Source organism: bacterium, assembly GCA_021108215.1.
Taxonomy (GTDB): domain Bacteria; phylum Oederibacteriota; class JAAXVQ01; order JAAXVQ01; family JAUVAV01; genus JAIORK01.
The window spans coordinates 43,757-55,742 of the sequence record JAIORK010000026.1 but is presented as its reverse complement, the minus strand read 5'-3'; the positions used below and the strand labels follow the sequence as shown (position 1 = coordinate 55,742).

9 protein-coding genes are annotated in these 11,986 nt (G+C 47.6%); all 9 read left to right on the top strand.

The window, feature by feature from the left end; all coding sequences use genetic code 11:
• Positions 1-22: 22 nt before the first annotated feature.
• The 9 genes from K8S19_04865 (at position 23) to K8S19_04825 (ending at position 11,986) form a co-directional block, all read left to right on the top strand.
• A complete protein-coding gene (locus K8S19_04865) occupies positions 23-1,399 on the top strand; it encodes a sugar transferase (protein MCD4813003.1) in 1,377 nt (458 codons plus the stop codon).
• A complete protein-coding gene (locus K8S19_04860; protein MCD4813002.1) occupies positions 1,399-2,736 on the top strand; it encodes an O-antigen ligase family protein in 1,338 nt (445 codons plus the stop codon). The genes K8S19_04865 and K8S19_04860 overlap by 1 nt, the downstream gene beginning before the upstream one ends.
• Positions 2,733-3,476, top strand: coding sequence for a glycosyltransferase family 2 protein (locus K8S19_04855; protein MCD4813001.1), 744 nt, complete (start codon positions 2,733-2,735; stop codon positions 3,474-3,476). Before K8S19_04860 ends, K8S19_04855 begins: the two co-directional genes overlap by 4 nt.
• Positions 3,473-4,906, top strand: coding sequence for a flippase (locus K8S19_04850; protein MCD4813000.1), 1,434 nt, complete (start codon positions 3,473-3,475; stop codon positions 4,904-4,906). The genes K8S19_04855 and K8S19_04850 overlap by 4 nt, the downstream gene beginning before the upstream one ends.
• Positions 4,907-4,911: 5 nt before the next feature.
• Positions 4,912-5,937 (top strand): glycosyltransferase, encoded by a 1,026-nt coding sequence (locus K8S19_04845; GenBank protein ID MCD4812999.1) that lies wholly within the window; start codon positions 4,912-4,914, stop codon positions 5,935-5,937.
• A 397-nt stretch (positions 5,938-6,334) separates the two neighbouring features.
• Positions 6,335-6,820, top strand: coding sequence for a hypothetical protein (locus K8S19_04840; GenBank protein MCD4812998.1), 486 nt, complete (start codon positions 6,335-6,337; stop codon positions 6,818-6,820).
• A 53-nt stretch (positions 6,821-6,873) separates the two neighbouring features.
• Positions 6,874-8,982, top strand: coding sequence for a methyltransferase domain-containing protein (locus K8S19_04835; protein MCD4812997.1), 2,109 nt, complete (start codon positions 6,874-6,876; stop codon positions 8,980-8,982).
• Positions 8,979-10,115 (top strand): glycosyltransferase family 4 protein, encoded by a 1,137-nt coding sequence (locus tag K8S19_04830; protein MCD4812996.1) that lies wholly within the window; start codon positions 8,979-8,981, stop codon positions 10,113-10,115. Before K8S19_04835 ends, K8S19_04830 begins: the two co-directional genes overlap by 4 nt.
• 761 nt (positions 10,116-10,876) lie before the next feature.
• Positions 10,877-11,986, top strand: a complete 1,110-nt coding sequence (locus K8S19_04825; protein MCD4812995.1) for a glycosyltransferase family 4 protein — start codon at positions 10,877-10,879, stop codon at positions 11,984-11,986.

Genomic DNA, 11,986 nt, shown 5'->3' with positions numbered 1-11,986 from the left:
ATTCATAGAACAGGAATCCACAATGAAGGCCAAGACCAACCACTTTATTATGACATTGATGCTGGTGTGTATTGATTTAATAACATTGCTGCTCTCTTTTCGGATTGCTTATTGGATTCGGAGCCGGCTGGAGATGTTTGTTAATGTACAGCCGGTTGGGGAATACATAGTCTCTTTTTCCATTTTGATCGTGATTATTATCGCTTTTTTTGGAAAACAGGGGTTGTACCGCGATATTCGGGATCTCTCCATGATTGAGGAATATTCCAATATTATTAAATCCTTAACCTATGCATTGCTGATGGCTTTGGCGTTGACATTCTTTTTTAAACTTTACGAACAGTCGCGGGTTTTGGTATTGATTGTTTGGATTGTTACAAACTGTTTCGTGATTACGACCCGGTTTTTGTGGTACCGGTTTTTAAGGCGCATGCGATCCCACGGGTGGAATCAACGGCATGTGGCTGTAGTCGGTTCTGAAGAAAAAGTGAAGGCGATTCATAAATTGCTTAAACAATATCCTCAGTTAGGCTACAACATTGTTGCGCGCGTTGTCCTGCCCCGGGGGATTTCGCCGAAGATTGGAAAACTCCAGGAAAAAATTGATCAGGCCGTACTAGCGCGCTTTAAGCGCGGTGAAATTGATGGTGTGATCGTATCCGATTCAGTTAAAAATTATAAACATACGTTGGAAGTCAATGAGCTTTTTAATGAATATGGCATTTCGCACCGCAATGTGACCGAAGCATTTGATCTCTCCGGATTTGACGCTCCCTCGGGTGCGGGACTGGAAGGCTTGATCAGCAGCCTGCAGGAAGGTCAGCTTGGGGGCGGCTACAAGGTTTTGAAACGGTTTGTGGATGAGGTGGTTTGCATTGTAGCATTGATGATTTCATTGCCGATTTGGGTGTTGATTATGCTTGCCATCAAGGCAGAGTCCAAAGGACCGGTGTTTTTTCGCCAAGAGCGAGTGGGCTACCACGGCAAGAAATTTTTGATTTATAAATTTCGTTCCATGTATGTTGATGCACCGCAATACGCCAAAACACCCAAGGGTAAAGGTGACCCGCGCGTGACCCGGCTGGGTGCCTTTTTACGCAAAACCAGCCTGGATGAGCTGCCGCAACTGATCAATGTGATTAAAGGGGATATGAGCGTTGTCGGGCCGCGGCCCGAGATGCCGTTTATTGTGGAAAAATATAAAGCCATATACCGTTATCGGCTGCTTGTTCTCCCGGGCGTAACCGGATTGTGGCAGGTCTCGGGGCGGACGGATAAACCGCTTGAAGAGAATATTAAATATGATTTATATTACATCAAGAATCAATCATTGTTGTTGGATGTGGTGATTATGCTCAGAACGCTTCCTGCAGTTTTGTTTGGGAAGGGTGCTTATTGATGGTAGTCGGTATAGTCATTTCGGCAGTTTTTGTGGGTGCCGGAGTGAGCGCATTTTTTTATCCCCTGTTGGGGGTATTGTTCCTCATGGCCTGCATTCCCTATGATTTGCCCTTTGAAATTGGTTTAACGGTTTATCTCAATCAAATGGTTCTTTCTGCAGTTTTAATCGGAGTTGGGTTAAATCGTTTGCGGGGAGGAAATGTTACGCGTTTATTTTCCAGGTTTTGGATTATTGCAATTGCCGCATTTAGCCTGGCAGTGTTTATTTCGGCTGTCAATGCCGAGCAGTTTAACACTGTCATCAAGCAGTGGCTGCGCTGGATGGAAATTATTTTAACTGCCTGGCTGGTTTTCAGCGTGGTTGTGACCCGCCGGGAGATGAAAATGATCGCCGCCGTCATTATCGGGGCGGCAGTGATTGCATCGATTATAGGAATTGTGCAGACGATTGCCGGTCCGGAAGCCGGGTTCAATACAGGGAAATATATTTTTACAGTGGACAGGGGTGCGACCATGCGGGCGTACTCTACCTTCGGTCATCCCAACCAGTTTGCCGGGTACTTAATTCTGGCAATACCGATAGCCTTTATTCAATTTGTGGAAATGAAAAAAATTGGACAGCGGATGGCGGTTGGTTTTTTAGCGGTTATTATGCTTACTGCGCTTATCTTTACTTTCTCGCGTGGCGGCTGGCTGGCAATGACGCTTATCGGCGGCATCCTGATTTATTTGAATATTCCCAAAAAAATGAAGATGATTATTGCCTTGGTTATAACTGTGGTCGTGACTGTGGTGGTTTTATATCAAGGGCCGCTGGAAAAGACCCGGCAAGCGGTCATGCACCGGGTGGCGTCCTTTACCCAGCCGGAAAAAGAAGATTCCTTCGGTTTTCGCGGTGTTTGCATCAAGACGGCGGTAAAAATGATTCGGCAGCATCCCTGGGTGGGATTCGGTGCGGGCGGGTATGAGCATAATATCCGGAAATATTTTGATGAAAAATATTATGCCTGGGAAGCGATCAATAAACATATTCATTCCTGGTATTTACAAATATGGATTGAAATCGGTCTGCTGGGATTGGTGGCATTTTTAGTGCTGTGTTTTTCAATGCTTTTTCGAATGGGGCGAAGTTTTTTTAACAACCCGCCGGACTATGAGCGGCAATTGCTCTCCGGTGTGATCGGTGCTGTTTTGGCGTTTTTAATTCATAATTTTTTTGATGTTCTTAGTATGTATGCCCGGGGTATTCATTTTGGCGTGCTCGTCGGTCTGGGCATCGCAATTGTTGCCTACATGGAAAGCAATCAACCACGCCCGGAGCCATTGCCATCATGACACATATTTCCCGGCCGGCACTTTCTATTGTTGTTCCGGCGTACAATGAAGAAGCCCGGCTGGCTAAAACGCTGATGACCATTCAGACGTATTTGCAAAAACGAGAGGACTCGTATGAAGTTATTGTGGTTAGTGACGGCAGCTCAGACAATACAGTCGGCCTTGCCCGGCGTTTTGCGGAGCAAGGTTTAAATATTCGGGTTTTACATAATAAACGCAATCGCGGCAAAGGCGCCTCGATTCGGCGCGGTGTCGCTGCCAGCCGGGGAGCGCGGGTGTTGTTTACAGATGCGGATCTTTCCACACCAATCCAGGAGCTTGAGAAACTGGAGGCGGCGATGCAGCAGGGGGCAGATGTGGCGATTGCCTCGCGTGCGCTGCAAGGCGCGGCCGTTACTGTTCGGCAGCCGTTTTACCGTGAGATGATGGGGAAAACATTTAATCGTTTTGCGCGTTTGATTACATTGTCCGGGATTCATGACACTCAATGTGGTTTTAAATTATTTACCCGAAAAATTGCCAGAGATATATTCCGCCGAATGACGATTAAGGGTTTTGGGTTTGATGTTGAAATTCTTTATCTTGCCCGGCAATCCCAAGCACAGATTGTTGAGGTTCCGGTGATATGGAACAATGTCATGGATTCGAAAGTTTCCCCGATTGCCGATTCTTTCCAGATGTTTGTGGATCTTTTTTTGATTCGCATGCGCCATTTTAAAAAAAATCGGAAAATATCATGAGTTTTTCGCGGGCATTCGCAAAAAATGCGGTGTTCAAAGGGCTGGGTGAAGTGATCATCCGGCTGCTTTCCTTTGCTTTTGTGGTTTTGGTGGCCCGGGTGGTGGGGGATGAGAGTTTTGGTATTATTAATTTTGCTTTTTCCTTTTCACTGTTATTTGTCGTGATTGTTGATTTTGGCTTAAATCCGCTGCTCATTCGGGATGCAGCCAAAGATCCGGCACAAACCCGAAATCTTTTCTTTAATCTGTTGTTGATGAAATTGGTGCTGGCAACGCTGTTTTTTTTCACAGTGCTTATTGGTGTACGCTGGGCGGCATCCGATGCGGCAACCGTGCGGGTGGTTTTATGGATGGCATTGTTTGTTATGCTTAATTCCTTTACTGAGTTTATCAATTCGGTTTTCCATGCCCATCAAAAAATGCAGTATGAAGCTCTGGTGATGTCACTCCAGAAATTGGGATTGCTGCTGTTTGGTATTGGCGCCTTGCAGGCCGGACTGGGTATTCAAGGGGTTGCCATGGCGTATGTGGCAGCGGGTGCGCTGGGAGTTTTACTGGCAGCCGGATTGTTGCTGAAGGGACGGTTTTTACCCGGCGCCTGGAAATGGGACATTACTTTTTTTAAATATGTCTGGCAGCAGGCGCTGCCGCTGACCGTGACAACGCTTTTTATTAATCTTTATTTTCGCATTGATATGACGCTTTTGGCCAAACTTAGGTCCAGTGCCGAGGTAGGGTGGTATGGCGCGGCGCACAAGTGTATTGAGGTATTGATGGTGATTCCGGCAGTTTTGGTTATAGCTGCATTTCCGGGATTTTCAAAATTATTTCGCGAAAACCGGGAACAATTGATTCGGGCCAATACTAAAGTCATCAAGCTGCTTTTACTGTTGGGCGCGCCGATTGCCGGCGGTGCGTGGGTAGTGGCCAATCCGCTTATGATTTTAATTTTTGGAGAGGCCTATGCGCCTTCCGGTGCAGCGCTCGGCTGGCTCGCCCTGGCATTGTGTATGATTTTTTTAAATTATGCGTTATCTTATTTGCTGATATCGTGTGAGCGTCAAATGGTCAATGCGGTCGTTTCCGGTATTGCAGTCATTGTAAGCATTGGCGCCAACCTGTTGCTGATTCCCCGTATTGGACATGTGGGTGCGGCCATGGCAGCGGTGGTCACCGAGGTATTTTTATTTGTCGCGTATTTGACCGCGGTGCATCGTTTGTTGTTTCCTGTTCCCGTTTTTAAGATGGTTCTCAGAGTGCTGGTATCGGTGGGGTTGATGCTGAGTGTTATTGTCTGGATGAGAGAGCTCAATGTGTTTTTAGTTTTGGCAACCGCAGCCGGGGTCTATACGGTTGCGATTTTTGGCACCCGGGCAATTGAAAAAGATGATCTGGAATTATTCGTCCGGATGTTTAAAAGGAAGGTCTGACAGCAATGATTCGATTGAGTATTATTATTCCAACCTATAACCGCAAGACATTGCTTTTAACTGTGTTTGAGTCGCTCCGGCAACTGCGTCACCAACCCGGAGAGCTGGAAGTGGTGGTTGTAGATGACGGTTCCAGTGATGGGACCGTTGCTGCGCTGGAAGCGCGCAGGGACCCTTTTCCAGTCATTGTGATTCGTCATGAAAAATCCTTGGGACCTGCTATTGCAAGAAATCGGGGTGCTGAGGCGGCACGCGGAGATGTTTTAGGATTTTTAGATTCGGATATTATTGTCGGTTCTGATTGGTGGTGTGCTGCGGAACCGTATTTTCAAGATGAACATATTGCCGGTGTGGAGGGGTTAACCGCACCATCCAAGTTGACCGCACCGCCGACTCCGTTTACGCATATTGTATCCAATGTCAAGGGCGGTAATTATTTGACCTGTAATATGCTTTATAGAAAAACGGTTTTTCAACAGGTAGGGGGGTTTGATGAACGGTTTCTTCGTGCAAACCGTGAGGATTCTGATATTGCTTTTAGCATTTTGGAGAAAAATAACCGTATTGTATTTGAACCGAAGTGCCGGGTTGAACATCCCCTGTTCGTATCATCGCCTTGGGTTTATTTTAAGGAAGCCCGGTTCGGTATGCATGAAGCTCTGTTGAGGAAAAAACATCCGGTACTCTATAAAAAGCACCTGAAATGGATCGATGGACGGGCGTTTCCGGTTTTTTATTGGGGCATGTTCATTGGTTTTCCGGGGATGTTGCTTGGTTATCTCTTGGAACAACCGTTGGCGGGTCTGCTTTTTGTCGGTGGATTTGTGATGGGATGGGCCGGATCGGTTTATGCGGTATGCCGGAAACGTACCACCGGATTGCGTGACCTGATGCTGCTCGTGCCGCAATATTTACTAATACCCTGGGTGCGTCTGTTTTGGGTACTGCTGGGTGAGTGGAAATATCGCAACATCAAACCGGGTATTCACCGCAGAGACGCTGAGGACGCAGAGGAAGTTCAGATAAGATGAAAAGCAAGGGCGGGAAAATAAAAACAAAAAATTTAACGTGGAGACACTGAGGACGCAGAGAAAAGCAAAGGCTAGGTAGGATAAAGTTTAAAAACAAGAGTGCCCGTTGCAGAGGCGAAACATAAATAAAATCATTGGATGTTTAAATTTTATATTAGAATTTGATTTTATCGTGCCAGCGCGAACACAATGGGCAGTCACGTGTGGAGACGAGATGAATGATTATATATCATGCGTCTTAAGCCCATTGAGGAAGCGAGTCAATACCGCCGAAGGCGAACATCTCAGGACAAAAATCTACAGGCAGCCTGTCCGGCGTATGCCGGATAAGCCTGTGGATTTTTATCTGCGTCCTCAGCGTCTCTGCGGTAAATGTACTTGATAAGGAGGTGGAGGAATGAAAACAGATTGGACGATTCGCTGGTGGGATGTGATTGCCTTGACAGTTGCCATGGGTGCGGCGGTGATGGCGGTGCAATACGCCATCTCGCGGGGAACAACACCTTCCAAAATTTCTAAAGTGGCAGTGATTGAGGTTCGGGTTACCAAACCCCTGCCGGAAATTGTGGCCTTAATATCACCCGCAGATGCAGTGGTAAACCGCCAGGGGAATAAAGTCGCGGAAATAATATCCGTGCAACCTGTTCCGGCCAAAGACGGATTGCCGTTGGCGGTACCACTGGCCGGACAACAGGATGTGATTATAAAACTTCGCGTGGAAGGTGCGTTGCAGGTTGTACGCAACACACCCGGATTTCCCAGAGAAGCAACCGGGCTCAAGGCCGGTGCCTGGTGTTTGATCAGTACGCAGAAAGTTGAACTGTCCGGAATCATTATCAGTGTTATCTACGTTCAAGAAGAGCATAGTGTGGCTTTCCTTTGAATATAAATAGCCGGACAGTAAAGTTGTTTGCGCCAGGGAGTCCTTATACCGGAATGGCAAGGCAGCGTTGGGACGGCATCACCACCTTGGCGGTCGTTCTGGCCTGGTCGGTTTGGTATTTTTCGGGAAATGGATTCAGTATTATTTTACTGAGTCTGTGTGCCGGGTTACTGGCTTTTTTTCAACCTTCCCAGGCGTTGGTCCTGCTTGCTCTGGTTGTGCCATTTGAAAATCAGGCGGAACTGTTTGGTTTTGGCACCGTGCATACCGGAGAGTTGCTACTGGTTGTGATTCTTCCGGGTTTGTTCAGAAACATAATACAACACCGGGCCTGGCAGCGCAGTGCGCTTCCCATTGCGATTTGGGTACTTCCTTTTGTGATTATCACGATCGCAGCTGCAGTGAGAGTCCTCTCGCCGCAGTCTCTGCGCGGAAGTTTGAAAATATTGGAAATGGTGCTGGTATTGGTCGTCGGTGTCCATGTGCTCCGGCGGGGTCGGGAAGCGGAACATGTTATCTGGGCGCTGGTTTTGGCCGCCATGGTGAGTGCAGGTCAGGGATTTTTTGAGACCACGATGGGACGGATTTCCAATCCTGATTTATTGACCATTGTGACCGTGCATGGTGAATTGATCAGGGCCAGTGCCGGTTTTGGACCCAACACACTTGCGGTTTTTGTGGGGATGGTATTGCCGTTTACCATGGCAGCTGCACTTTTTCATCCGCGTAATTTTTTCCGGTTTGTCGGATTGGTCGGCAGCTTTATTTTGACGGCCGGGTTCATCACCACGTTTTCTCTGACCGGATTCATTGCCCTGGCAGGGGCCTTGCTGGTTATCCTTCTGGGTTTGGCAAAACAATCACCACGACATATAATTTGGTTGATGACGCTCGGGGCAACCGGATTCGTATTGATTTTGGTCCAGCTGCCGGACCTGGTTACCGGCTCTTTTTGGCAGACCAAGTTGGCTTCTTTGGCTGACCGGTTGGATTATTTACAGGTGACCGGCAAGTTGGTATCTGATCATTTTTGGCTGGGTATTGGGCCTGGTATGTACCGTTTTCTTGCGCCCATGGTTGCCGGGAGCGACATCAATCCTATTGGTGTCATCACTCATCCGCATTCTTTCTGGCTGACCGTGATAGCAGAAACCGGTTTTCTGGGTTTGGCGACCCTGCTGCTGTTTACCATGCGCATGGTACTCTATTTTTTTCGGAAGATTGGCCGACTCCGCCCCGGGTGGCCTGCCATAGGTGGTTGGGCACTGGTTGCAGGGCTGGCCGGTTTTTTTATTGCTAATTTTACAGAACATTGTTTAATTCATGACCGGGGGGTGCATGCTGCACTTTTTTTAGCAGCCGTGATTGTTTTTGTGAAACGCCCGCCCAGAGTAGGGTATCAGGAGCGGCGCAGATTTTTTGAACATGTCTGGGAAACACAATCGCTGCAAGAGCTGAAAAAAGATATTGCTCTGCGGGTTCAGGCCAGACAACCCTTGCATGATTTCATTATCTATGCGCTCTTGCATAAAAAAAATGCCGCAGTTCTTGAAATGGGCTGCGGTCCGGCACGGGATGCACTTGTGGTTGCCAAAAATAAACAAGTCCGGGTGGTGGCACTGGACAGCGCATCTCAGGCAATCCAATTGGCGAAAACGGACGCACACCGGCTGAAAAGAAATCTCACCTGTATCCAGGCGGATGCACGGCATACTGGTTTGGCGCCGGCATCATTTGATCTGATTTTTTCGCAAGGGTTGCTGGAGCACTTTGCAGATCCTGCGCCTGTTTGGAGCGAGATGATGCGGCTGCTTAAACCGGACGGTGCCATGATTGTTGATGTTCCGCAGACCTGGAATCCCTATACGGCGGCAAAACTTTGGCATGTTTTTCGCGGTGACTGGCCTTGGGGATGGGAGACACAGTATTCATTGGGGGATATGCGGAGTGTTGCAGCACGGCTTGGCTTGACGGTAGTACGTTTTAGCGGCTATGGATATCGTAAGGGGAAATTCGATTGGACGTATGCCCTGCATAATTGGTTGCGGCCTTTGGCGCCAAAACAGTGGGACCGTTTTGAATATAAAACCGGCGCTTACTGGATGATGAATTTGGTGGTGATGCTGAAGAAGCAAACAAAGGGGAAAAGAGGCGGAGTATGAAAATTTGCATGGTTTCAGGTTCTTACCCGCCCATGCACTGCGGTGTCGGTGATCAGACACATCATCTTTCAAAGCAGTTGGCTGCCAAGGGTGAGCATGTATTGGTTTTGACAACCCGCACCGACCGGAAAACGGATGACAACCATGGCGTGACGGTGCATGCCGTGGTTTCGCAATGGTCTTTGTCAGCGCTTTGGAATCTTTTTCAGGCAATATGCTCTTTGAAGCCGGATATCTGTCATTTGCAGTATCCCAGTTTGGGATTCGACCGCGGATTGACCCCCAATTTTTTATTTGCACTTATTCGTTGGCGCGCACCGCAGATTAAATGTGTGGTCACATTACACGAATATGCCACCTATACCCTGGCAGGCCGGATACGGCTTATACCGGCCTTATTGGCTGCACACCGGATTATTTGTACTAATTCATTGGACTTGGAAAATGTTTTGGAAACAGCCGCAGCGTATGCACAAAAAATTCAGGTGATTCCCTTGGGGAGTAATGTGGGTGGTTTAAAAGAGAAAAAAAACAGGACAAATAAAAAAATGATTGCATTGGACCGGAAGTACCCTTGGATTCTTCATTTTGGGACTGTCATGCCCAACAAAGGATGGGAGTTTTTGCTGCCGGCACTCAAGCGGCTAAAGGAACAAAATTTTCCGGTAGGCGTTTTGGTTGCCGGTGAGTTGGCTCCGGAAAAATATAGCTATCATCATAAAATACATTCCCTTATTCGCGAGTATGGATTGACAGAATGGGTTCGTTTTACCGGATATCTCGCTGCCGAAGATTTACCCGAAGTATTTGCACAATGTGCGGTTGCGGTCCAGCCGTATACGGAGGGTGCCAAGTTGAATCGCAGTAGTCTGGTAACCTTGTTGGCCCATCATCGGGCGGTGATTACAGTTGATCCGAGAATCCAGATGGAAAACCTCAAGCATGGCCGGCATTATTGGGGAGTGCTGCCGCATGATCCTGCCGCCCTGGCCACCGGCATCCGGCATGTATTGAGCCATCCTGAGCTGGTGGAAAAATTACAAACCTGCACCCGAGAGGTCGCGGATTATTTTTCCTGGGAGAGTATTGTGAAGAAATATCGTGCCGTTTATCAGCAGCTGATTAATAGCTAGCCGGTTTTGAAAAAGTCGACTAAAAGACAATTTCTTGATGAAGCCTGGTCAAACTATTGAGCAAGTACGCTGCCGGGATTCGGATGTCGGCATTTCTCACATCCGGTTTCATTATCGGTTTTTATTTATACACGTCCCCGTCTTGGGTAATGTCCTTTGGCAGCACGCGCGCTCAACAGATTGACCAGGTCATTCCGTGGTTTTTATATCAGTATATAGGCCGGACCCGTGCGCATTGTTTCTCTGCTTTTCTGCAAAGGGGCCGTAGAATGTTACGGGGGCATGAAAATAACAGCCTGCAATAAGCTGCTAACTGCTAAAGAAGTTTGTCAGGCCATACCCCTGCAGCGTATTCGTTCAACAATACACACAGGTCCGCTTTGCCCTTAAAGGCCACACTTTGCAAGAAATTTTAGCTTTGTTACGTGATTGTTTGCAAATGATGACATGTACTTTTTACTGTTTTTTCAATAGTCACAGAACTTTTTATGTTTTTCAGGACCGACTGGCTGGATGCGTCGTGCTGAAGAACGATGTCCTTTTTAGTCTGCTCCGCCGGCCGGGTCGCAAATATTTTGCATTTCCATATATTTCCATGTAAAATTGATGCACCTTGATGATTCGTTCAATATACGAAGGAATCCCCGTGCTCTTGCCCGGCGTAACTTGTCCGGCGGATGCCGGGGGAGTGCGGGGATGATTTATTACGGTTTATTTTGGACAGCAGGTTGCAGGCAGTATGGAGGGATTATAAACCACTGATGAAAATTTTAATTATTTCACATAGCGCGGTTGTGCCTGTTTATCGCGAAAAGTATCACTTATTGGCCGGGTATGGTTGCGAGGTGCATCTGGTGCTCCCGACCGGCTGGCCGGAAGGCGGCCGCTGGGTGGAGGCACCTAAAAGCGGGGAGGAAAAGGGTATTCATATTCACCGCTTACCGGGGCGGTTCTTGGGCCGGGTGGGTGGATTTTATCTCATCGGTCTGAAGCGCCGGATTAAAAAAATTGCGCCGGATATTCTTCATGTTGAGGAAGAACCCTATTCTCTTGTATGTGCACAGGCGCTGCGTATTGCTAAAAAATTAGCCATTCCTTTTGTGTTTTTCACTTGGGAAAATATTTACAGACCCTATAAACCGCTTTTGAACTGGATTGATAACTGGGTTTTAAAAAATTCCCGCTGGGCGATTGCCGGGAACCGGGAAGCGGGGCTGGTGCTGAAAAAACGCGGTTATCAAGGAAACTGCGACGTGATCCCCCAATATGGTGTTGACCCCGACGTTTTTCGTCCTTTTGCAGTGATGAACGCCGTACATCACAAGTTTACGATTGGTTATTTTGGCCGCCTGATTGAAGAAAAAGGATTGGTAACACTGTTGAAGGCAGTCCGTGAATTAAAATTTGACTGGAATTTAATTATAACCGGCAATGGTGAATTGCGTGATGTTCTGAAAAAAACAGCAGCAGAATTTGGTGTTTTGGAAAAAATCCGGTTCGTTACCGCAGTGGATAATAAAAAAGTCCCGCATAGTATCCAACAATTAGATGTGCTTGTCCTTCCTTCGGAAACCCGCGACCATTGGAAAGAACAATTCGGCCGGGTTCTCATCGAAGCGATGGCGTGTGAGGTCCCGGTGGTGGGGTCTGACTCCGGGGAAATTCCCCACGTGATTGCAGATACAGGTATGGTTTTTCCGGAAGGTGATTGGCAGGCTTTGACCGGGAAGCTTATTTCCGTTCATCAGGATGCACCTGCCAGCCTGCGTTTGGGAAGAAAGGGCCGCCTGCGTGTTTTGGACCACTATACCACTGGACGCATTTCTTTACAGATGTATGCGTTTTATAAGAAAATGTTTAAAAAGGATTGA

Excerpts from the sequence above, each read along its gene's own strand:
- K8S19_04865 (MCD4813003.1), top strand. The coding sequence starts at position 23 with ATGAAGGCCAAGACCAACCACTTTATTATGACATTGATGCTGGTGTGT.
- K8S19_04860 (MCD4813002.1), top strand. The coding sequence starts at position 1,399 with ATGGTAGTCGGTATAGTCATTTCGGCAGTTTTTGTGGGTGCCGGAGTG.
- K8S19_04855 (MCD4813001.1), top strand. The coding sequence starts at position 2,733 with ATGACACATATTTCCCGGCCGGCACTTTCTATTGTTGTTCCGGCGTAC.
- K8S19_04850 (MCD4813000.1), top strand. The coding sequence starts at position 3,473 with ATGAGTTTTTCGCGGGCATTCGCAAAAAATGCGGTGTTCAAAGGGCTG.
- K8S19_04845 (MCD4812999.1), top strand. The coding sequence starts at position 4,912 with ATGATTCGATTGAGTATTATTATTCCAACCTATAACCGCAAGACATTG.
- K8S19_04840 (MCD4812998.1), top strand. The coding sequence starts at position 6,335 with ATGAAAACAGATTGGACGATTCGCTGGTGGGATGTGATTGCCTTGACA.
- K8S19_04835 (MCD4812997.1), top strand. The coding sequence starts at position 6,874 with ATGGCAAGGCAGCGTTGGGACGGCATCACCACCTTGGCGGTCGTTCTG.
- K8S19_04830 (MCD4812996.1), top strand. The coding sequence starts at position 8,979 with ATGAAAATTTGCATGGTTTCAGGTTCTTACCCGCCCATGCACTGCGGT.
- K8S19_04825 (MCD4812995.1), top strand. The coding sequence starts at position 10,877 with ATGAAAATTTTAATTATTTCACATAGCGCGGTTGTGCCTGTTTATCGC.